The sequence below is a fragment of the Variovorax sp. VRV01 genome (assembly GCF_014852545.1).
Classification (GTDB): domain Bacteria; phylum Pseudomonadota; class Gammaproteobacteria; order Burkholderiales; family Burkholderiaceae_C; genus Variovorax; species Variovorax beijingensis_A.
Genome location: NZ_JACVBS010000003.1, coordinates 213,015 through 234,433, shown reverse-complemented (window position 1 = coordinate 234,433; position 21,419 = coordinate 213,015). Strand labels below are relative to the sequence as shown.

Below are 21,419 nucleotides of genomic sequence, written 5' to 3'. Positions count from 1 at the left end.
GATCAACCCAGGGTGATGATCGAACGCGCGTTGTCGCGCCGCCCGATGATGTTCAACAAATTGGAAAGCGCGTCTTCGCGGCCGGCCGCGGCACTGGCTTCGCCGTTGAAGCGAAAGGCGGTGCCGTTCCAGCTGCCGCTGCCGTTCAGCTGGAGGCTGCCTTCGCGCGTGCTCAACAGCAGGCTCGGGCGGCTGCCGCCTTCGAGCGTGAGGCGGTAGCTGCCCATCGGCTTGAGTGTCGACAGGCTGGACGAGACATCGGTGGCGTCGAGCGTGGCCTGGCCCGCGATGCGCAGCACGGGGCCCTCCCACTGCATCGAGAGGCCCCGGGTGGAGAGGTCGAGCGTGCCTTCGAGCCGGAGCGTGTTCCAGGGCGCGCCCAGGCCGGTCAGCAAGGTGGCGGGCCAGCGCGAACTGCCGTCGCCCCACTGCAGCTGCATGCCGCTTGCGCGCGGGCTGGCCTTGAGCTGGAGCGGCTGCGCCGCGCAGCAGGGCAGGTCGAGCACCGCGAACATGCCGCTCCACGCCGGACGCATGCGCCAGTTGAGCGCGCCGGGCAGCGACACCGCCTCGGCGCCGCCGGCGCCGCTGGCAAGCACCACGGCCGCGGTGCCGTTCCAGACCGTGCCGCGCGGGTTGACCAGCAGCAGCCGGCCCTGGCTCCAGTTCGAGAGCGCCGCGGCCAGCCAGCGCGCCGGCGCGAACAGCACCAGGGCCAGCAGCGCCCCCAGCACGATGCCGAGCAGGGCCCAGCGCCAGCCGCGGCGCGGCGCCGATTCGGCAAGGGAGGAGCGCGTCACCATGCGGCCGTGCTCAACGGGCTGCGGGCAGCGCCATCACGAGCGTGCCCTCCCAGCGCACCTTCGCGGGCTGCGGGTCCTTGCTGCCGGCGGCCGGCGGCGCGGCGGCCGCGCGGGTCAGGTGGGCCTCGCGCGGCACCGCGTGCGCATTGCCGCGCGCCTGCGCCAGCCACTGGGCCACGGCCTCGGCCGGCGTGGCGCGCATCGTGAGGGTGGCGGCGCCATCGCCGCTGGCCGTCATGAGCTGGGCATTGGTGCCCAGGCTCTCGCGCACCGAGGTTTCGAGGGCGCGCAGCGCGTCGTCCCGGTTCAGCCGCGGCTGCGCCTGCAGCGCCTTGGCGCGGTTCTGCAGCATGGCCATCTGCTGCAGCTGCGCGTCGAGTTGCGCATGTTCGGCCGGCGCTGCGGCCAGCGTGCGCAGCGCGGGTGCGAGCGCAATCCACCACAGCAGCGCGAGCGACACGAGCACGGCCGCGATGGCGACTATGCGCCGCTCGCGCAGTTCGAGGGCGGCCCAGCGGGCCCGGAGCTGTTCGCCGAAGTTCATCGCGCAGCCTCGGCCTGCACCAGCAGCAGATCGCCTTCGGCGCGCAAGCTGTAGCCGCGCGGGCCCATCGCGCCCGAAAGCCGCGTGAGCTCGGAAGGCTGCAGGCCCAGCCCGCGCAGGCGCAGCTGGCCGGCGCTGTAGTCGATGGCGCTGGGCGTTTTGCCCGGCGGGAGATGGGGAGCAAGCGCGCCGATCATCGGTTCGAGGTCGCTGCCCGCCACATCGCCCACGGCCTGCTGCAGCGCCGCGACCTCGCGCGCCATCTGCAGCGGCGCGTCGACCACGAGTTTCACGGAGGGGAAGGTCTGGGTCAGCATGGTCTTGACGGCCTGGCGCTTGGCCTCGAGTGCATTGCGCTCCTTCCAGGCCCAGGCATTGAGGCCGATCAATTGGGTCAGCAGCAGGGCGGCGATGCCCCAGCGCGCGGCGCGCCACTCGGGCGCATAGCGCAGCGCCTGCACCACCGACGCAAATTTCTTGCCGGCGCGGGCACGCCCCGTCACGGCCAGGTCGAACTGCGCGAGCTCCCAGGGCGAGCGCGCCGCCTGCAGCCAGCGCTGCGGCGCCTGCACGATGGGCACGCGGCGCTCGAGCAGGCGCTCGGCGGCCAGTGCGACGGCGGGCTCGGCGCTGATCACGGCGGTGTCCAGCGGCAGGCCGGCCGCGAGCGCCAGGCCGGCGCCCGCGAGCGGCAGCGAGACCACGCCATCGGCATCGCACACCGTGAGCTGCGGCGCCTCGGCCTCGCCGGTGACCTGCAGCAGCGGCGGGCCGTCCGCGGGCTGCGGCGCGAATTCGGGAACGATGCGCACCACGCGCCGCCCCGCCGATTCCAGGCCCTGCACCAGCGTGCGCAGCCAGACGCGGTTGCAGGCCGCCACCCAGAGCGGCACGCCGGCCCGGGCCTCGGGTTCGAGCGCGAAGTGCAGGGCCTCGGGATCGTCGAGCAGATGCTCTTCGAGCAGGCCGTCGAGCACGGCGCGCAGCTTCGATGCGCTGCTCATGCTGCCCTTGGGCAGCGTCACGCGATGCCAGGACAGCGCCGCGGCCGGAATGCCGAGCGTGACTTCCGCGCTGGCCGGCAGCAGCGCGAGCAGCGCGCGGCCATGGTTGCGCAGGGCGATGCCGTCGTCGCCAGCCTGGGCCCAGTCGTACTCGCCCGCGGCGTCGGCCGGGGGGAGGGGGGCGATGAGCAGCAGCGGGGTCATTTCGATTTCAGGAGGGCGGGTGATTGTAGGGGTGCACCGATGGTGCCATTGCTACTCTATTTGTAGCGTTTGACGTAGATGCGACGGGCTCTGGACGATGTATTGAAGCAACAAAAATGAGGAAAGGAAGCCGCACTCAGGGTTTAGCCGGAGTGGCTGTGGCAAGGCCGGCGCCGCGGTTGCGCCAGATCGTCTTCACCGTGACGCCGTCGCGCTGCAGCAGCGAACGCTCCTCGACCCAGGTGCGGTCGAGCCGCAGCCGGCCGTAGACCTCGAAGAACTGGGTGCCCACGCTGTGCTGGCCGGCGTTGAACTGCGTGCCGCCGTTCGGGAGCGCTGCATTGGCGTCGGCAATCTGCTTGAAGTAGGAGCGCGTGCGCTTTTCCACCAGCTGGCGCGCGTCGCTGATGCTCAGGGATGGCAGGCTGGCGCTGAGGGCTTCGGCGCTGGCGGTATTGATGTTGAGCGGCGTGCGGATCGGGAGGATCGTCACGTAGGGTTCGAGGGCGGCCGCGGTTGAGGGCGAAAGGCCGAGCCACACCAGCTGCGAGACCTCCTGCGGCATCAGCGGCGCCGCCCCGGCGTCGCCGCCGCCGGCGGCATCGGTGCCGGTGGCGAGCGCGCGCACGAGCGAGGCGGTCATCGCGCTGAGCTCGGAGGCCGGCAGGCCCAGGATGTTGAACAGCTTGGTGAAGGTGGCGACGCTGGCCGGCACCGGCTTGTTGCCGTCGACCAGCGACAGCACGTTGAGCTTGGATTGCGCATCGACCACGCGGCCTGAAAGGAAGGCGTCGGGCAGTCCTTCGAGGTTGTCGCTCGCCACGTTCTTCTCGGCCGACAGAAAGCTCGTGAGCCGCGCTTCCGCGAGCGGCACGGCCCAGGGCTCGGCCAGATGGTCGGGCCCGCCGGTGAGAGCGTCTTCGCGCAGGATCAGGCGCGACCAGTCGAGCGCGCCAATCAGCACCCATGCCGCCTGCACGCGTCCGCGCTCGGCCGCCTCGACTTCGGACGCGCGCCACTGCTGCCACAGCGCCGCGGCGGAGAAGGTGGCGACCAGCATCACGGTCAGCATGGCCGCGAGCAGCGCGGCGCCGCGCTGGCGTTGCCCGGTGGGTCGAAAAACCGTGGATGCGGTCATGAGCGCGGCGCTCCCACCGTGGGCTTGACCCAGTCGCGCGTGAGCGTGCCCGACAGCCCTTCGCCCGGAGCCAGGGTCAGCACCAGGCGAACGCCGTCCGGCATGTTCACGAGGGCGGCGACAGGATTGGCCGGGTTCGCCGGATTGGGCGCGCTGGCCGGCAGCTCGCCTGCGGGCGTCCAGGCGTTCTCGCGGAAGTAGTAGAGCTGCCAGCTCGTGGCCGGCATCAGCGCGACGTCGCCGCCGCCGCCTTCCTGCGCCCACGAGGCGGCCATGTTCCACGCCTGCTGCCATTCGCCGCGCGTGGTGAAGGGCGGCGACTGCCAGCGCCGCCAGCGGGTGCCGTCGGCACCGGTGCGCAGCGCCCACGCCACCACCAGCATGGCGGGAGCGCCCGCATCGCTGCCGCGCCGCGTGAGCCGCAGCACGCGGCCGTCCCAGTCGATCGGGCGGGTCTGCGCGATCGGGGTCACGGCGTCGAGGTCGGCGCCCCATTGCGAGAGCGTGGTCTGCAGCGCCAGTACCGCGTCGGCGCGCTGCTGGTTCTGCGTCGTGGCGCGCGACATGTTGTCCAGGCCGCGCCAGCTCACGAGCGCGAGCAGCGCCATCACCGAAATGGCCACCAGCAGCTCGATCAGCGTGAAGCCGCGGCGGGCTCCCTGGCTTGCAAAGCGGCGCATCAGAAGCGGCCCACCACGGTCGAGACGCGCAGCACCGGCGCGTTGGCCTCATCGCGCACTTGCACGTCGACGCGCCGGAAGTTGGGGTTGAGCGTGGCGATGGTGGAGGTGGTCACGTTGAACGAGACGCCGGCCTGCACGCAGATCGAGCCCGAATCGCCCACGGCCGGCATCTGCCTGGCGAGCCGCGCCTTGGCGAGTTCGTTTTCCGCGCACAGGTCGGCCAGCAGCAGGTCGGACTGGCGCTGCGCATTGCGCGTCAGCGACATCGTGGCCTGCGAGCCCGCCGCGAGCGCGAGCGCGACGATGCCCAGCGCAATCAGCACTTCGATCAGCGTGAATCCGCCGCATGCCGATGGGCGCCGGGGCTTCATGGCGTGCTCACGGTGAAGGGCCTGAGGCCGTCGGTGGCAACGCGCAGCGAGCGCGCAGGCGGGCCTTCGGAATACAGCACGATCTGCTGCGCGGCAATGATCGGGTCGGGGCCCAATTGCACCGCCGCCACCGGCGCGCCGCTGGCCAGCGAAGCCGTGGCGCTGATGCCGCTCGCGGCCCAGCCGCTCGGCAAGGCATCGGGCGGCAGGCCGTCGAACACGAAGCTGCCGCCTTCCACGATGCGCCATCGCACTGCGACGCCGCTCGCGCGCGACTGGGCGCGGGCCGATTCGAGCAGTGCGGCCAGCCGGTCGGCCTCGCGGTCGAGCCGGGCTGCGTTGGTGTCGCGCATCGCAAAGCTCACGCTGGCCGTCGCGATCGCGATGATCGCGATCACCACGATCAGCTCGAGCAGCGTGAAGCCGCCCGCGCGCCTACTGCCAGCTGCCGATGTCGGCATTCTTGCCCTCGCCGCCGGCCTGGCCATCGGCGCCGAGCGAGAGCACGTCGATTTCGCCCTTGATACCCGGATTCATGTATTGGTACGGATGGCCCCACGGATCGTTCGGCAGCTTTTCGACATAGGGCTTCCAGTTGGGCGCGGCCGGCCCCACGGTCGGGCGCACGAGCAGCGACTGCAGGCCCTGCTCGGCCGTCGGGTAGCGCTGGTTGTCCAGGCGGTAGAGCTTGAGCGCCTGCATCAGGTTGTTGATGTCGGTCCTGGCGGCGGTCACGCGGGCATCGTCGGCGCGCTCGATCACGTTCGGCACGATCAGCGCGGCCAGCACGCCGATGATGACCAGCACCACCATCAGCTCGATCAGCGTGAAGCCGCGCTGGGCAGCGCGGGTGGCGTCGCGTAGGATTTTTTTCATAGCTTGGATGACATGGTTCGGAAGGCGCGCTGCATGATAATCCGCGCCCATGACAAGTCCCTATTCCGCCGCGCGCTGGCACGCCCCCGTTGCAACCACGGGCCTGTGGGCGCTGGCCGCCGGAGCGGCGGTGTTCTGGGCGCTGCGGCTCGCGGCGCCGCCCGAGCCCGTGGCCGCGGCGGCCACCATGCCGCGGGCGACGGTCTCGGCCGACGCGGATGCGGTTGCGCGGCTGCTCGGCGTGGTTTCGGGCACCGAAGCAGCGCCCGCCGCACCCGAGGCGGCCAGCCGCTTTGCGCTGTCGGGCGTGGTCGCGGATCCGTTCAATCAGGGCGCTGCGCTGATTTCCATCGACGGCAAGCCGCCGCGTCCGTTCCGCGTCGGCTCGCCCGTCGGCGACAACTACGTGCTGCAGTCGGTCGGGGTGCGCGCGGCGACGCTCGGCACCAGCGCGCAGGGACCGGCGGCCTTCACGCTGCAGTTGCCCGTGCGCGCGCCGATCAGCGTCGGCAGCCCGGCCGCGCCAACGCCGACGGTCAGGCCCAGCGGACTTTTCCCGGCCACGGTGCCTCCGGTGGTGGCACCGCCTGCCGGCGGGGCCGCACCGCTACAGGCGCCGCCATCGCCGCAGCCGGGGTCTGAGCAGCGGCCGCCGGCACAGTCTGCGCAGTAAGGACCAGGCGGCCGCTCAGGCCTGCAGGAACAGCCTGTACGCCGGATTCGCCGTTTCCTCGACGTAGGGATAGCCCAGCGTTTCGAGGAAGTCGTCGAAGGCCGCGGCGTCGCCGGCGGGCACCTGCAAGCCCACCAGGATGCGGCCGTAGTCGGCGCCCTGGTTGCGGTAGTGGAAGAGGCTGATGTTCCAGTTCGGCCGCATCAGGCTCAGGAACTTGAGCAGTGCCCCGGGGCGTTCCGGAAACACGAAGCGCAGCAGCCGTTCGTCGTGTGCAAGGCCCGTGCGCCCGCCCACCAGGTGCCGCAGATGCTCCTTGGCGAGCTCGTCGTGCGTGAGGTCGAGCGCGTCGAAGCCATGGGCAATGAAGGTCTGCGCGATGGTCGTCGATTCGCCGCGTGCCGAGGTGGTGAGGCCCACGAACACATGCGCCTTGGCCGCGTCGCTGATGCGGTAGTTGAACTCCGTCACATTGCGCAGCGCGCCACCAATCGAGCCCGTTTCCTGCGACTCGCTGGCCGGCATCTCGCCCACCAGTTCGCAGAAGCGGCGGAAGCTGCCGCGCTCTTCGGGAATGGTCACCGCGAACAGCGCCTCGCGCTCTTCGCCGACCTCCGCGCGCTCGGCCACGAAGCGCAGCCGGTCGAAGTTCATGTTGGCGCCGCACAGGATGGCCGCGTAGGTCTCGCCATGGCGGCCGTGCCCGGCCACGTACTGCTTGATGGCCGCCACCGCGAGCGCACCCGCCGGCTCCACGATGCTGCGGGTGTCGACGAACACGTCCTTGATGGCCGCGCAGACGGCGTCGGTGTCGACCGCGATGTATTCGTCGACCAGGTTGCTGGCGATGCGAAAGGTCTCCTCGCCCACCAGCTTGACCGCCGTGCCGTCCGAAAACAGCCCGACGTCGGGCAGGCTCACGCGCTGGCGCGCCGCCACCGACTGCATCATCGCGTCGGAGTCGTTCATCTGCACGCCGATCACCTTGATCTCCGGGCGCACCGCCTTGATGTAGTTGGCCACGCCCGAGATGAGCCCGCCGCCGCCGATGGCCACGAACACCGCGTCGAGCCGTCCCTGGTGCTGGCGCAGGATTTCCATGGCGATGGTGCCCTGGCCCGCGATCACGTCGGGATCGTCGAAGGGGTGCACGAAGGTCAGGCCCTGCTGCGCCTGCAGTTCGAGCGCATGCAGGTAGGCATCCGAATAGCTGTCGCCATGCAGCACCACCTCGCCGCCGAAGCCGCGCACCGCATCGATCTTGAGCCTGGGCGTGGTCACCGGCATGACCACCACTGCACGCGTGCCCAGCTTGCGCGCGCCCAGCGCCACGCCTTGCGCGTGATTGCCGGCCGATGCGCAGATCACGCCGCTCGCCAGTTGCTCGGGTGTGAGGTGCGCCATCTTGTTGTAGGCGCCGCGCAGCTTGAAGCTGAACACGGGCTGCTGGTCTTCGCGCTTGAGCAGCACGGTGTTGCCGAGCCGCTCGCTGAGCGCATTGGCCTTCTCGAGCGCGGATTCGACCGCCACGTCGTAAACGCGGGCGTTCAAAATTTTTCTGAGATAGTCGGCGGGCGTCAGTGCCGGCACAGGTACGTCGCGCACGGTTTTTTCCAAGGGAGGCTCAATTGTTAAATAGCAATGATAAGAGGCATCGGGATTGCGTACGGGATATGGCATGGACACAAATGTCATAAACCTCATCCAGAGAGCCCCGGCTGCGAACGATTCGGGTTTTTTTGCGCGCAGCTATCCCGCGAGCGAGGCACCCGCCAGTCATTTAACAAATGAGCAAAATCTGTTAACCCTTTTTGTCAGCGACCTTTCCAAAGGGTTGATGCAGGCAGAAGCGGCGCGCGTGCAGCGCGGCGAAATCGGACGGCCGACCTGGCAGGTGATGGGCAACAGATTGCGCGCGCACATCATTCCTTTGCTGGGTGCCGTGCCGGCGCAGGCATTCGCTACTTCCGATGCGCAGCGCCTGATCGATCACCTTGGCGCGCAGGGCTTCACCAGCACGACGATCGCGCAGTACCTTGTGTTGCTGCGAAAGGTGTTGATGCACGGTGTGAACATCGGCGTGCTTCGCGATGTGCCTGCCTTCCCGAAGGTCAAGGTGCGCAGCCAGCCGCGTGGAAGCTTCAGCGTTGCGGAATACCGGGCCGTGGTGGCGGCTGCACGCCGACTGCGCGGGCAGCCGCATCCGGTGCTCGATGAACTGGCTTCCGGCGAGCGCTTCTGGATCGCGCGCGAGCTGTTCGTCATGCCGCAGGAGTTGCCTTGGCTGATCCGCTGGATGGTCAACACCTTCGTGCGCCCGAGCGACATCAAGCTCATGAAGCACCGGCACATCGACATCGTGCGCGGCAAGCATGTCTACCTGCGCATGAACCTGCCCGAAACCAAGCGGCACAGCCAGCCCATCGTGAGCCTGCGCCCGGCTGTGCGGGTCTATGAATGCCTGCTTGCGCATCGTCGCGAGCAGGGCTTTGGCGGCGCGGATGACTACCTCTTCATGCCGCAATTGAAGAACCGCGAGCACGCGCTGGCCGTGCTCAACTTTCTTTTCCATTGGGCCTTGGAAGCAACGTCGCTCCAGAAAGGACCGCAGGGTCAGTCGAGGACGCTTTACTGCTTGCGCCATACCGCCATCACCTTGCGGCTTTTGTACGGGCAGGGCATCGACATGCTGACCTTGGCGCGCAATGCGCGCACGAGCGTCAACATGGTCGAACGTTTCTACGCATCGGTTCTGAGCGGAGAAATGAATGTGGGCTTGCTGCAAAGCAGGCGCGGCCGCGCGAACTGAGCAAAGCCAAAAAGCCGCCCGGCTTGCGCTGGGCGGTTTGGGACTGGACCGATTCGAACTGGCTGAAGCCAGCATTGGAATCAGGCCGCGATCAGAAGGCGTGGCGGATGCCGAAGTCGTAGCCGGTCGAGGTCTTCGGGGTGAAGACGTTGTTGCTGATGAACTTCGGGCCGCCAACGGTCAGGGCTGCACCGTTCTTGTTGCTCACGCGAGCGATCGTTGCGTACAGGGCCGTGCGCTTCGACAGGTTGTGCACGTAGCCGAGCGCCAGCTTGTTGGCCTTGCGGTCCGGTTCGTCGAAGAACGGATTGTTGTCGTCCGTCTTGTACGTCACGGCCGAATACGATGCGCGGATCAGACCGGCGCCCACAGGGGCCGTCACGCCCAGCAGCCAGCCGTTGAGCTTGTTCGATGCCACGGACGCCGGTTGGACGAAGAAGTCGCCGTCGATGTCGGTCTTTTCCTTGGCCCGAGACAGTTCGCCGAAGAGCTTCACGGGACCGAAGTCATACGAAGCGCCGAGGTTCAGTGTATTGACCTTGGTGGTCGTGCCGGCGTAGTAGTCGTCGCCGACGGTGTTGCTGCCATAAGCCAGCGCAACGTCCAGGGGGCCGTTGGCGTAGCCGAAGCGGCCGCCGACGTATCGGCCGGTGCGCGAATTGTTGACCGCATGAGGCGTGGCCAAGGCAGGGCTGTACTTGTCCTTTTCATGGAAGCCGTACTGCAACTGGCCATAAAAACCGCCGAGGTTCGGCGGCAGGAAGTAGCCGACGGTGTTGCTGGCGCGGGTGGGGTTGCCGAATGCACCGGTAGCCGTCTGGATCAGGTTGGTGCCAACGCCGCTGGCGCCGAACGGATCGAACACGGTGTTGTTCCAGAACGATGGGGTGTAGTCGCGGCCGAGGCGGACTTCACCGAAACCACCCGACAGGCTCACGGTCGAACGACGGTTGAAGGTTGCAACACCTTCCGAGCCGTCGTCGTTCTTGATCGGAGCTTCGAGCCAGAAGCTGGCTGCCAAGCCGCCGCCGAGGTCTTCCGTGCCACGGAAGCCGAGTTTGCTGGAGTTGTAGGCCGAGTTGGCCAGTTCACGGCGGCTGACCCTGACGCTGCCCTGGTTCACATAGAACGGGTTGTAGGCAACCGGAAAGCCGAGGGCGTTGTACGTCACGCCGTGGTTCAGGTCACGCGAGCTGTTCGAATAGCCGCTGATCGACGCATCGACCAGGCCGAACAGCGTGACGGACGACTGGGCCGAGGCAACACCGGCAACAGCCAGGGCAGCCAGAGCAACTGCCCTTCAGGCCCAGAAACTAGAGTGGGCCCGCAGCGCCGCGGACCCCAAGAAAAAAGCCCCGAGCCTTGCAGCTCGGGGCTAAATCCACCAATTGGAAGGGTGGAGGAGACAACCGGTGCGCACGGTTTCGTACGCGATGAAATAAAGTATATCGGTTGTTTGTTGCGTTGCAACAAGCAAGTGACGATTTCCCCACACACTAATGGATGTCGGCGTGATTTTTTGCTGAATATCCTGAATGGATCTGACACAGATGGAATGCACAGTAAGTTGGACCGGCGATGCCGGAACCCGCTCGGCCATGGGTTTCGTGGCCGAGACCGGCAGCGGCCATGTCTTGATGATGGACGGCGCGCCCGATGCCGCCAAACCCGAGAACGGCGGCCAGAACCTGGCGGCCAGGCCCATGGAAACCGTGCTCGCCGGCACCGGGGGCTGTACCGCCTATGACGTGGTGCTGATACTGAAGCGGGGCCGCCACCGCGTGGAGCGCTGCAGCGTCAAGCTGACCAGCGAACGGGCAGAAAAGGATCCCAAGGTGTTCACCAAGATCCACATGCACTTCACCGTGGCGGGCAAGGGCATTCCTGCCGCCGCCGTCGAGCGTGCGATTGCCCTGAGCCACGAAACCTACTGCTCGGCCAGCATCATGCTCGCGAAGACCGCCGAGATCACCACCAGCTTCGACCTGATCGAAACCTGAGTCCGCCAAGCCTCAGATCCGGTGCGCCACCGTGGTCATCACGCGGGAGGCGAGCCGCATCAGGGCCTTGGCCGGCGCCGGCAGCTCCGCCGCGCCGGCATCGACGGCCTGCGCGGCGTGCCGCGCCTCGTCGATCTTCATCTGCTCGACTACCGCCCGGGAGGCACTGTCGGCGGCCGGCAGGCGGCCGAGATGACTCTCCAGGTGGGCTTCCACCTGGCGTTCGGTCTCCGCGACGAACCCGAGGCTCAGCGGGTCCCCCAGGCGTCCGGCCATCAGGCCCAGGCCGAAAGCTCCGGCATACCAGAGCGGGTTCAGCATGGAAGGCCGGGCGCCGAGTTCGTCCAGCCGCTGGCGCGTCCAGGCCAGGTGATCGGTTTCTTCGTGCGAGGCTTCGAGCAAGCGGGCCCGGAGGACAGGATCGCGCGCCACCGCGGCCTGGGCAGTGTAGAGCGCCTGGGCGCACACCTCGCCCACGTGGTTCACCCGCATCAATGCTCCGGCCTCGCGCCGTTCCGAATCAGTCATCTCGCCGGGCGCCTGGATGGGCGCAGGCGTGGCCCGCGTTGCATGGGGCCGGGCAAAAAGAGTGCGCAATGCCGCATCGGCCGCAGCCAGGACGGGGTCGAGCGTGGAAGTCATGCCCGTATTTGAACGTATGCGGAAAGAGCAGCGCGAAACAGTTGCTTCATTTCATATGGTGGTTTGTGAGCGCGCCAAAGTCCTTTGTTGCAGGACTGCAACGAAACGCAGGGGCCGCTGGAGATTTCGGGCGATTTGTTTTGCCCTGCCGCAGCGGCTCTGGTGCAATAGCATCAACTTCCCAAAAGGAGGTTGGCCCGGGGTCCGGTGGGAGCACAAAAGTGCCAGTCACGGTGAGCCCTTCGCACCGGAGCCCTATGTTTAACCTTGGAGAAACTTGCAATGAAAAAATCTCTAGTTGCTCTGGCTGCCCTGGCTGTTGCCGGTGTTGCCTCGGCTCAGTCGTCCGTCACGCTGTTCGGCGTGGTCGACGCGTCGATCAGCGGCTATTCGAGCACCTCGCGTGACCTGAACGGTGCCACGTTCCTGAACCCGTTCTACCTGAACCAAGGCAGCGTCAAGGTCAGCCGTCGTGTACTGGCTAACTCGGGCTACAACTCCAGCCGTATCGGCTTCCGTGGTACGGAAGACCTCGGTGGTGGCCTGGCCGCCAGCTTCTGGCTCGAAGCCCCGATCTCCAACGACGACGGCCAGCAAGGTATCGCCACCTTCGCACGTCGCTCGACCGTGAGCCTGTCGGGTGGTTTCGGTGAAGTCCGCCTCGGCCGTGACTACACCCCGACCTTCTGGAACGACACCGTGTTCGATCCGTTCGGCACCAACGGCGTTGGCAGCAACCTGATCAACACGGCGAACGACAGCTTCGGCAGCTTCCTGACCCCGGCAGCTTCGACGGCTCCGTTCACCAACGTCGGCAACAGCAACTACGTGCGCGCCAGCAACTCGATCGGCTACTTCCTGCCGCCGAACCTGGGTGGTTTCTACGGCCAGATCCAGTACGCCTTCAGCGAGAAGACCAAGTACGATCCGGGCCTCGCCACGCCTAACGTCGCGAACAACTCGCGCGCCGGCCGTTATGTCGGTGGCCGCTTCGGCTACGCCAACGGTCCTCTGGACGTTGCAATCGCTTACGGCAGCAGCACGGTTGGCGATCAGTACTACGTTGGCACGACCACCAAGGTCAACACGCTGAACCTCGGCGCTTCGTATGACTTCGGTCCCGTGAAGCTCTTCGGTGAAGTGTCGAAGGCCAAGAACAAGGTCGACTACGAAATCGAGCCCTTCCTCGGCGGCCGTCCTGACGTGGACCTCACCGGCTACCTGCTCGGCGTGACCGTGCCGGTCGGTGCTGGCCTGATCCGCGCTTCGTACTCGCACGTCAAGTACGACAACAACGCGCCTGTGGTGTTGTTCGCTCCTGCCGTCGAAGATCCGAAGGCCAACAAGCTGGCTCTGGGCTACGTGCACAACCTGTCGAAGCGCACGGCTCTGTACGCAACGATCGCTCGCGTGAGCAACAAGAACGGTGCAGCCCTGACCGTTGGCGGCCCGGCCTTCATCAGCAACGGCGTCTTCACCCCGAAGACCTCGACCGGCTACGACTTCGGTATCCGTCACGCTTTCTAATTTGAGGCTGGCTTTCGCCAGCTTTGAATCGAAAGACTCAAAAGCCACTCGACGAAAGTCGGGTGGCTTTTTTATTTGTGCTTCGCTGGTTGGTTGTGCATGAGCTCAAGCGAAGCGCACCATCTGCGTGCACCCCCGGGGAACCACCGTGCGGGCACGCAGCTTGCACTGCTAGCATGCCCGTTCACTCTGCTTGCTGAATGATTGCCTTTGTCCTGCGCCGCCTGATCCAGGCCGTGATCGTCATGATCGCGGTCGCGTTCATCGCCTTTCTCCTCTTTCAATATGTGGGCGACCCCGTCGTGTTTCTGCTGGGCCAGGACGCCAAGCCCGAGCAGATCCGCGAGCTGCGCGCCGCATTGGGGCTCGACCAGCCCTTCTTCGTGCAGTTCTGGCACTTTCTCGTCAATGCGGCCCAGGGCGAGTTCGGCCTGAGCCTGCGCCAGGGCGCGAAAGTCTCGCGCCTCATCGGCGAGCGCTTTCCGGCCACGCTCGAACTCGCGCTGGTTGCGGCCGTGCTGGCTCTGTTCATCGGCATTCCGATGGGCGTTTACACCGCGCTGCGCCGCGGCACCTTCCTGAGCCAGGTGTTCATGACCGTGTCGCTGCTTGGCGTGTCCCTGCCCACCTTCCTGATCGGGATCCTGCTGATCCTGGTGTTTGCGGTGATTCTGGGCTGGTTCCCGAGCTTCGGACGCGGGGAGACCGTGCAGTTCGGCTGGTGGAGCAGCGGCCTGTTCCGGGCCGACGGATGGCATCACATCATCCTGCCGGCGGTCACGCTCGCGATCTTTCAGCTGACCCTGATCATGCGGCTGGTGCGCGCCGAAATGCTCGAGGTCCTGCGCACCGACTACATCAAGTTTGCGCGCGCGCGCGGCCTGACGAACCGCGCCATTCATTTCGGCCATGCGCTCAAGAACACGCTGGTGCCGGTGATGACGATCACGGGCCTGCAGCTGGGCGGCCTCATTGCCTTTGCCATCATTACCGAGTCGGTGTTCCAGTGGCCCGGCATGGGGCTGCTGTTCATCCAGGCCGTGACCTTTGCCGACGTTCCGGTGATGGCGGCCTACCTGTGCCTCATTGCCTTGATCTTCGTGGTGATCAATCTCGTGGTCGACCTGCTCTATTTCGTGGTCGATCCGCGGCTGCGCGTGGGCAAGGCGGGAGGACATTGAAATGACGGTTGTCGCAGCAGCTGCAGCACCGCGACTGCAGGCCTCGGGCAGGGCGTTTGCGCACATCGCGAGCTTCTATCCGGAGATCACGGCCTTTCGCCGCGACCTGCACGCCCACCCCGAACTCGGCTTCGAAGAGGTCTACACGGCCGGCCGCGTGCGCGAGGCGCTGCGTGCCTGCGGCGTGGACGAGATCCACGAGGGCATCGGCAAGACCGGCGTGGTGGGCGTCATCCGCGGCCGGTCCACGGCGAGCGGGCGGATGATCGGCCTGCGCGCCGACATGGATGCGCTGCCCATGCGCGAAGACAACGACTTCGGCTGGCGCTCCGCCAACGACGGCCTGATGCACGGCTGCGGGCACGACGGGCACACGGCCATGCTGGTCGGCGCGGCGCGCTACCTGGCCGAGACCCGCAGCTTCGACGGCACCGCGGTGCTGATCTTCCAGCCCGGCGAAGAGGGCTTTGCCGGCGCGCGCGTGATGATCGAGGACGGCCTGTTCGACCGCTTTCCGGTCGACGCGGTCTATGCAATGCACAACTGGCCCGCCATGCCCGCGGGCACCGTGGGCATCAACCGCGGCGCCATGATGGCGGCGGCCGACCGCATCACGATCGAGATCAAGGGCAAGGGCGGCCACGGTGCCCATGCCTACCAGACCATCGACCCCGTGGTGGTCGCCGCGCACATCATCACGGCCGCGCAGACCATCGTGTCGCGCAGCGTGCGGCCGATCGATGCGGCAGTGGTCAGCATCTGCGCGGTGCAGGCGGGCGACCTGGGCGCGATGAGCGTGATTCCGGGCGAGGCCACGCTGGTGGGCACCGTGCGCACCTTCAGCGCGCGCGTGCAGGCGCAGGTCGAGCAGCGCCTGACCGAACTCTGCACCGCGGTGGCTGCGGGCTTCGGCGCCACGGCCACCATCAGGTACGAGCGCATCTACCCCGCCACCATCAACACCGCACCGGAGGCGATGTTCGCGGCCGACGTGGCCGAGTCGCTGGTGGGCGCTTCCAACGTCGAGCGCAGCATGGAGCCCAGCATGGGCGCCGAGGACTTCTCCTTCATGCTGCAGAAAAAGGCCGGGGCCTACCTGCGCATCGGCCAGGACGCCAAGTGCGGCGCCTTCCTGCACAACAGCCGCTACGACTTCAACGACGAGATCCTGCCGCTCGGCGCCGCATTGCATGCGGGGCTGATCGAGCAGGGCATGCCGCTGGCTGCCACCCGCAGCCAGCAGCCCGTGAAAGACGCCGCTACCGCGGCGTCTTGATGTACTTCAGATTCCAACCCGAGGAGTGTTTCCATGAGTTTTCAGAAGAAGGCGGCTGCGGTCGCAGTTTTGTGCATGCTGGGCACCGCCAGCCTGATGGCCGGCGCGCAGACCATTCGCGTGGCGAACCAGGGGGACGCGCTGTCGCTCGACCCGCACTCGCTCAACGAGTCGCTGCAGCTGAGCACCACCGCCAACGTCTATGAAACGCTGGTCGGCCGCAACAAGGACTTGAGCGTCGCGCCGCTGCTGGCCACCAGCTGGAAACAGACCTCGCCCACCGTGTGGCGCTTCGAACTGCGCAAGAACGTCCAGTTCCACGACGGCACGCCCTTCACGGCCGACGACGTGCTCTTCAGCTTCGCGCGCGCCTCGGGCGACGGCTCGGACATGAAGTCCAACACCACCGACATCAAGGAAGTGCGCAAGGTCGACTCGCACACCATCGAGATCGAGACCAAGGGGCCGTTCCCCATTCTTCCCGACGTCATCACGCAGCTCATGATCATGAGCAAGAAGTGGTGCGAAGAGAACAAGGCCGTCACGCCCGTCGACCGCCGCAAGGGCATCGAGAACACCGCCTCGTTCAAGGCCAACGGCACCGGCCCGTTCCGCGTGCGCGAGCGCCAGCCGAACGTGCGCACGGTGTTCGTGCGCAACCCCACCTACTGGGGCAAGATCGAAGGCAACGCGCAGGAGATCATCTTCACGCCGATCGCCAACCCGGCCACGCGCGTCGCCGCGCTGATCTCGGGCGAAGTCGACGTCATGGAGCCGGTGCCCGTGCAGGACATCGCGCGCGTCAACGCCAGCCCGACGGCACGCGTCATCTCCGGCCCCGAGCTGCGCACCATCTTCCTGGGCATGGACCAGAAGCGCGACGAGCTGCTGTACTCCAGCGTCAAGGGCAAGAACCCGTTCAAGGACAAGCGCGTGCGCCAGGCCTTCTACCAGGCCATCGACATCGCCGGCATCCAGCGCACGGTGATGCGCGGGGCCTCGCGCCCCACTGCGCTGATGGTCGGCCCCGGCATCAACGGCTGGAACGAAGCGCAGGACAAGCGCCTGCCCTACGACGTCGAGGCCGCCAAGAAGCTGCTGACCGAAGCCGGCTACCCGAACGGTTTCGAGGTGACGATGAACTGCCCGAACGACCGCTACGTGAACGACGGCCAGATCTGCCAGAGCGTGGCCTCCAACCTCGCGAAGATCGGCGTCAAGATCAACCTCGCGGCCGAGACCAAGGGCACCTACTTCCCGAAGGTGCTGCGTCGCGACACCAGCTTCTACATGCTGGGCTGGACCCCGACCACCTACGACTCGCACAACGCGCTCACGGCGCTGATGGCCTGCCCCGACGACAAGACCGGCGCCGGCCAGTTCAACCTGGGCGCCTACTGCAATCCCAAGGTCGACGAGCTGACCAAGAAGATCCAGTCGGAGACCGACAAGCCCAAGCGCGACGCGATGATCAAGGAAGCCTTCGACCTGCACACCGCGGACGTCGGCCACCTGCCGCTGCACCAGCAGACGCTGGCCTGGGGCGTGAGCAAGAAGGTGGCGCTGACGCAGATGGCCGACAACTACATGCCCTTCAAGTGGATGAGCATCAAGCCGTGATCCCGCAGGCCGCTCATCGGGCGGCCTGATCATGGGCCCGCTTCTTGCGGGCCCATCCTTTTTCGCCCCACGATGAAAAAAACACTTGCCCGCTGGCTCGACAGCGATGTCGGCTACAGCTTCCGCACTTCGCCCGTGGCCATGGCGGCGGCGCTCATCGCGCTGGCCTGCCTGTTCTGCGCGGTCTTCGCCGGATGGGTGTCGCCGCACAATCCCTTCGACCTGGCGACGCTCGAACTTGGCGATGCCCGCCTGCCGCCCGCATGGAGCGCCGAGGGTTCTTCCAAGTACCTGCTGGGCACCGACGACCAGGGCCGCGACATTCTCTCGGCCGTGATCTACGGCGCGCGCATCTCGCTGATCGTCGGCATCGTGTCGGTGGCGCTGTCGATCACGGTGGGCGTGGTGCTCGGCCTGCTGGCCGGCTTCCTCGGCGGCTGGCTCGATTCGTTCCTCATGCGCCTGTGCGACGTGATGCTGTCGTTCCCGCCCATCCTGGTGGCGCTGCTGATTGCCGGCGTCGGCCGCGCGCTGTTTCCCAATGCGCATGAGTCGCTGGCCTTCGGCGTGCTCATCATCTCCATCTCGCTGACCGGCTGGGTGCAGTACGCGCGCACGGTGCGCGGCTCCACGCTGGTGGAGCGCAACAAGGAATACGTGCAGGCCGCCCGCGTGACCGGCGTGGCGCCGCTGCGCATCATGCTGCGCCACGTGCTGCCCAACGTGATGGGCCCGGTGATGGTGCTGGCCACCATCCAGGTGGCCACCGCCATCATCACCGAGGCGACCCTGTCGTTCCTCGGCGTCGGCGTGCCGCCGACCTCGCCTTCGCTGGGTACGCTGATCAGCATCGGCAACCAGTACCTGTTCTCGGGCGAGTGGTGGATCACCGTGTTCCCGGGCCTGATGCTGGTGCTGATCGCGCTCAGCGTGAACCTGCTGGGCGACTGGCTGCGCGATGCGCTGAACCCGCGCCTGCGCTGAGATGGAAAAAAGGACAACGCCGCCATGACGCTGCTCCAGGTCAAGAACCTTGTGGTCGAGTTCCCGCACCGCCGCGGCACGCTGCGCGCGCTCGACGGAATTTCATTCGACATCGCGCCCGGGGAAATCCTGGGCGTGGTGGGCGAGTCGGGCGCCGGCAAGTCGCTCACGGGCGCGGCCATCATCGGGCTGCTCGAGCCGCCGGGCCGCGTGGCCAGCGGGGAGATCCTGCTCGAAGGCCAGCGCATCGACAACCTCGGCTTCGATGCGATGCGGCCCATCCGCGGCCGCAAGATCGGCGCGATCTTCCAGGATCCGCTGACTTCGCTGAACCCGCTCTACACCGTGGGCCGGCAGCTGGTGGAAACCATTCGCGCCCATCTGCCGGTGACCGAGGCCGAAGCGCGGCGCCGCGCCATCGGCCTGCTGCAGGACACCGGCATTCCGGCCGCCGAGCAGCGCATCGACCACTTCCCGCACCAGTTCTCGGGCGGCATGCGCCAGCGCGTGGTGATTGCCCTGGCGCTGGCGGCCGAGCCCAAGCTCATCGTGGCCGACGAGCCGACCACCGCACTCGACGTGTCGATCCAGGCGCAGATCATCCAGCTGCTCAAGCGCATCTGCAAGGACCGCGGCGCCGCCGTGATGCTGATCACGCACGACATGGGCGTGATCGCCGAAACCTGCGACCGCGTGGCCGTGATGTACGCGGGCCGCATCGCCGAGATCGGCCCGGTGCACGAGGTGATCCACCAGCCGGCGCATCCCTACACCTCGGGCCTGATGGCCTCGATTCCCGACATGACGAGCGACCGCGAACGGCTCAACCAGATCGACGGCGCCATGCCGCGGCTCAATGCCATCCCGCAGGGCTGCGCCTACAACCCGCGTTGCCCGCGCACCTTTGCGCGCTGCCTGACCGAGCGGCCCGAGCTCATGCATGCCGGCGCCACGCGTGCCGCATGCTGGCTGCACGATGCCACCGATCCGCACAAGGGCCAGGCCGAGCTGGCCGCCCGGCACCACGATGCGCAGCTGGCCGGCGAGCGCGCCGTGCCCGATGCGGCCGCGCCGCTTGCGGAGGTGACCCGATGAGCGCCGCACCGCTCGTGGTGGCGCACGATCTCGCGCGCACCTTCGACGTTTCGCCGCCGTGGCTCAACCGCGTGCTTGAACGCAAGCCGCGCGTGCTGCTGCATGCGGTGGACGGCGTGAGCTTCTCCATCGAGCGCGGCAAGACGCTGGCGCTGGTGGGCGAGTCGGGCTGCGGCAAGAGCACCGTGGCGCGGCTGCTGGTCGGCCTTTACGCACCCACGCGCGGCGGCCTGCAGTTCGACGGGCAGGACGCCCACGCCGCGTTCAAGACCCCCGAAGGCCGCAAGCTGCGCCGGCGCATCCAGATGATCTTCCAGGACCCGTACGCGAGCCTGAACCCGCGCTGGATCGTGGAAGACATCGTCGGCGAGCCGCTGCGCGAGCACGGCATCCTCAGCGGCAATGCCGAGCTGCGCGAGCGCGTGGGCGAACTGCTCAAGTCGGTCGGCCTCTCGCCGCTGGACATGAGCAAGTACCCGCACCAGTTTTCGGGCGGCCAGCGCCAGCGCATTTCGATTGCGCGCGCACTCGCCACCGAGCCCGAGTTCCTGGTGTGCGACGAGCCCACCTCGGCGCTCGACGTGAGCGTGCAGGCACAGGTGCTCAACATCATGAAGGACCTGCAGCGCCAGCAGGGCCTGACCTATCTCTTCATCTCGCACAACCTCGCGGTGGTGCGGCACGTGGCCGACCAGGTCGGCGTGATGTACCTGGGCCGGCTGGTCGAGGTGGCGGACAAGCAGAAGCTCTTTGCCGAGCCGCAGCATCCCTACACGCGCATGCTGCTCGACGCGATTCCGCAGATGAAGCACACCGGCCGCGCGCGCACGCCGGTGCAGGGCGAAGTGCCGAACCCGCTGAACCCGCCGGCCGGCTGCGCGTTTCATCCGCGCTGTCCGCATGCGAATGCGCGGTGCTCGGCCGAGCGGCCGAAGCTGCTGACCATCAGGGGCGTGCAGGTGGCTTGCCACGCGGCGGAGGAAGGCCGGATCTAGCCCGAGCCGAGGTGTGCGTAAACGCACCGACAAGCGCGGCAAAGCGGCGCAGAGTGCGGCCATGACGATGAAGCAGAACACAGGCACCGGCGGCAACCCGGCGATCCAGTCGGCGCTGGGCCGGCGCGGCTTTCTCATGGGGTCCGCGCTAGCGGCCACTTCGACGCTGGCTTCGCTTTGTTCGCTGTCGCACGCGGCGGGCGCGGCCGCGTCGCAGCGGATGCCGGTCATCTTCATCGGCCACGGCTCGCCCATGAACGCGCTGGCCGACAATGCCTTCACGCGCCGGCTGTCCGCCTGGGGCAGGGAACTGCCGCGGCCCTCGGCCATCCTGAGCGTTTCGGCCCATTGGCTGAGCCGCGGCGCCACCGGCGTCGGAATGCAGGAGCGGCCGAAGACGATCCACGACTTCGGCGGCTTTCCGCAGGCGCTGTTCGACATCGAGTACCCGGCACCGGGCCATCCCGCGCTCGCGCGCGAAACCGTCGGCGCGGTGAAGCAGGCCGCGGTGGTGGGCACCCAGCAGTGGGGCCTGGACCACGGGACCTGGACGGTGCTGAAGCACCTCTATCCGAAGGCCGACATTCCGGTGTTCCAGCTCAGCATCGACTACGACCAGCCGGCCGCCTTCCACTACGCGGTGGGCCGCGACCTGGCGGCGCTGCGGGACCAGGGCGTGCTCGTGATGGGAAGTGGCAACGTGGTGCACAACCTGCGGGTCACCGACCGCGGCACGGCCGATGGGCTCACAGCCAGCCGGCCCTGGGCGCAATCGTTCGACGACGCGGTGAAGGCCGCGCTCGCGGGGCGGGACGACCGCGCGCTGGTCGGCTATGAAAAGCTGGCAGGTGCCGCCACCGCGGTCGCCACGCCGGACCACTACTTTCCGTTTCTCTACGCGCTCGGCGCCGCGGGGACGAGCGAGCGTGCGAAAACGGTCCACGAGGGCTTCCAGTCGGGCACGCTGAGCATGCGCTGCGTGCAGTTCGGCTGA

The 21,419-nt window shown here is 67.4% G+C and carries 22 protein-coding genes; 11 read left to right on the top strand and 11 right to left on the bottom strand.

The window, feature by feature from the left end; all coding sequences use genetic code 11:
• Positions 1 to 2: 2 nt before the first annotated feature.
• The 8 genes from gspN to gspG form a co-directional block, all read right to left on the bottom strand.
• A complete protein-coding gene (gene gspN / locus IB278_RS07385; protein WP_192323075.1) occupies positions 3 to 803 on the bottom strand; it encodes a type II secretion system protein N in 801 nt (266 codons plus the stop codon).
• A gap of 10 nt (positions 804 to 813) precedes the next feature.
• Positions 814 to 1,347 (bottom strand): type II secretion system protein GspM, encoded by a 534-nt coding sequence (gene gspM / locus IB278_RS07380; protein WP_192323074.1) that lies wholly within the window; start codon positions 1,345 to 1,347, stop codon positions 814 to 816.
• Positions 1,344 to 2,555: a type II secretion system protein GspL gene (gspL, locus tag IB278_RS07375; protein WP_192323073.1), complete on the bottom strand. Its 1,212-nt coding sequence runs from the start codon at positions 2,553 to 2,555 to the stop codon at positions 1,344 to 1,346. Before gspL ends, gspM begins: the two co-directional genes overlap by 4 nt.
• A gap of 136 nt (positions 2,556 to 2,691) precedes the next feature.
• A complete protein-coding gene (gene gspK, locus IB278_RS07370; protein ID WP_145740891.1) occupies positions 2,692 to 3,693 on the bottom strand; it encodes a type II secretion system minor pseudopilin GspK in 1,002 nt (333 codons plus the stop codon).
• The gene (locus tag IB278_RS07365) at positions 3,690 to 4,373 is read right to left on the bottom strand and encodes a type II secretion system protein J (protein ID WP_192323072.1); all 684 of its coding nucleotides are present in this window, start codon (positions 4,371 to 4,373) and stop codon (positions 3,690 to 3,692) included. Before IB278_RS07365 ends, gspK begins: the two co-directional genes overlap by 4 nt.
• On the bottom strand, positions 4,373 to 4,747 hold the full coding sequence (gene gspI / locus IB278_RS07360; protein ID WP_145740896.1) for a type II secretion system minor pseudopilin GspI: 375 nt from the start codon (positions 4,745 to 4,747) through the stop codon (positions 4,373 to 4,375). The genes IB278_RS07365 and gspI overlap by 1 nt, the downstream gene beginning before the upstream one ends.
• Complete coding sequence (locus IB278_RS07355; protein WP_145740898.1) at positions 4,744 to 5,208, bottom strand: GspH/FimT family pseudopilin; 465 nt, start codon at positions 5,206 to 5,208, stop codon at positions 4,744 to 4,746. The genes gspI and IB278_RS07355 overlap by 4 nt, the downstream gene beginning before the upstream one ends.
• On the bottom strand, positions 5,183 to 5,623 hold the full coding sequence (gspG, locus tag IB278_RS07350) for a type II secretion system major pseudopilin GspG (RefSeq protein WP_047783707.1): 441 nt from the start codon (positions 5,621 to 5,623) through the stop codon (positions 5,183 to 5,185). The genes IB278_RS07355 and gspG overlap by 26 nt, the downstream gene beginning before the upstream one ends.
• Positions 5,624 to 5,672: 49 nt before the next feature.
• Here gspG and IB278_RS07345 point away from each other — a divergent pair, with 49 nt between their 5' ends.
• Complete coding sequence (locus IB278_RS07345) at positions 5,673 to 6,296, top strand: type II secretion system protein N (protein WP_192323071.1); 624 nt, start codon at positions 5,673 to 5,675, stop codon at positions 6,294 to 6,296.
• Positions 6,297 to 6,311: 15 nt separating this feature from the next.
• Here IB278_RS07345 and ilvA read toward each other — a convergent pair whose 3' ends face one another.
• Complete coding sequence (gene ilvA / locus IB278_RS07340; RefSeq protein ID WP_192323194.1) at positions 6,312 to 7,925, bottom strand: threonine ammonia-lyase, biosynthetic; 1,614 nt, start codon at positions 7,923 to 7,925, stop codon at positions 6,312 to 6,314.
• A gap of 49 nt (positions 7,926 to 7,974) precedes the next feature.
• On the opposite strand from ilvA, the gene IB278_RS07335 reads away from it, so the two are divergent.
• Positions 7,975 to 9,105, top strand: a complete 1,131-nt coding sequence (locus tag IB278_RS07335) for a hypothetical protein (RefSeq protein WP_192323070.1) — start codon at positions 7,975 to 7,977, stop codon at positions 9,103 to 9,105.
• A 91-nt stretch (positions 9,106 to 9,196) separates the two neighbouring features.
• Here IB278_RS07335 and IB278_RS07330 read toward each other — a convergent pair whose 3' ends face one another.
• Entirely contained in the window at positions 9,197 to 10,393 is a 1,197-nt protein-coding gene (locus IB278_RS07330; protein ID WP_192323193.1) for a porin, read from the bottom strand.
• 262 nt (positions 10,394 to 10,655) lie between these two features.
• Here IB278_RS07330 and IB278_RS07325 point away from each other — a divergent pair, with 262 nt between their 5' ends.
• Complete coding sequence (locus IB278_RS07325) at positions 10,656 to 11,105, top strand: OsmC family protein (RefSeq protein WP_012746235.1); 450 nt, start codon at positions 10,656 to 10,658, stop codon at positions 11,103 to 11,105.
• 12 nt (positions 11,106 to 11,117) lie between these two features.
• Here the strand turns inward: IB278_RS07325 and coq7 are convergent, their stop codons facing one another.
• On the bottom strand, positions 11,118 to 11,747 hold the full coding sequence (gene coq7 / locus IB278_RS07320; RefSeq protein WP_145740906.1) for a 2-polyprenyl-3-methyl-6-methoxy-1,4-benzoquinone monooxygenase: 630 nt from the start codon (positions 11,745 to 11,747) through the stop codon (positions 11,118 to 11,120).
• Positions 11,748 to 12,029: 282 nt separating this feature from the next.
• On the opposite strand from coq7, the gene IB278_RS07315 reads away from it, so the two are divergent.
• The 8 genes from IB278_RS07315 (at position 12,030) to ygiD (ending at position 21,419) form a co-directional block, all read left to right on the top strand.
• The gene (locus tag IB278_RS07315; RefSeq protein WP_145740908.1) at positions 12,030 to 13,274 is read left to right on the top strand and encodes a porin; all 1,245 of its coding nucleotides are present in this window, start codon (positions 12,030 to 12,032) and stop codon (positions 13,272 to 13,274) included.
• Positions 13,275 to 13,474: 200 nt separating this feature from the next.
• Complete coding sequence (locus tag IB278_RS07310; protein WP_145740909.1) at positions 13,475 to 14,455, top strand: ABC transporter permease; 981 nt, start codon at positions 13,475 to 13,477, stop codon at positions 14,453 to 14,455.
• A 1-nt stretch (position 14,456) separates the two neighbouring features.
• The gene (locus IB278_RS07305; RefSeq protein WP_145740911.1) at positions 14,457 to 15,731 is read left to right on the top strand and encodes a M20 aminoacylase family protein; all 1,275 of its coding nucleotides are present in this window, start codon (positions 14,457 to 14,459) and stop codon (positions 15,729 to 15,731) included.
• Positions 15,732 to 15,764: 33 nt separating this feature from the next.
• Positions 15,765 to 17,351, top strand: coding sequence for an ABC transporter substrate-binding protein (locus tag IB278_RS07300; protein ID WP_145740912.1), 1,587 nt, complete (start codon positions 15,765 to 15,767; stop codon positions 17,349 to 17,351).
• A gap of 72 nt (positions 17,352 to 17,423) precedes the next feature.
• The gene (locus tag IB278_RS07295; RefSeq protein ID WP_145740914.1) at positions 17,424 to 18,335 is read left to right on the top strand and encodes an ABC transporter permease; all 912 of its coding nucleotides are present in this window, start codon (positions 17,424 to 17,426) and stop codon (positions 18,333 to 18,335) included.
• 24 nt (positions 18,336 to 18,359) lie between these two features.
• Positions 18,360 to 19,430 carry an ABC transporter ATP-binding protein gene (locus IB278_RS07290; protein WP_192323069.1) on the top strand — a complete coding sequence of 357 codons (1,071 nt, stop codon included), beginning with the start codon at positions 18,360 to 18,362 and terminating at the stop codon, positions 19,428 to 19,430.
• Positions 19,427 to 20,425 carry an ABC transporter ATP-binding protein gene (locus tag IB278_RS07285; RefSeq protein ID WP_192323068.1) on the top strand — a complete coding sequence of 333 codons (999 nt, stop codon included), beginning with the start codon at positions 19,427 to 19,429 and terminating at the stop codon, positions 20,423 to 20,425. The genes IB278_RS07290 and IB278_RS07285 overlap by 4 nt, the downstream gene beginning before the upstream one ends.
• Before the next feature lie 61 nt (positions 20,426 to 20,486).
• Positions 20,487 to 21,419: a 4,5-DOPA dioxygenase extradiol gene (gene ygiD, locus IB278_RS07280; protein ID WP_192323067.1), complete on the top strand. Its 933-nt coding sequence runs from the start codon at positions 20,487 to 20,489 to the stop codon at positions 21,417 to 21,419.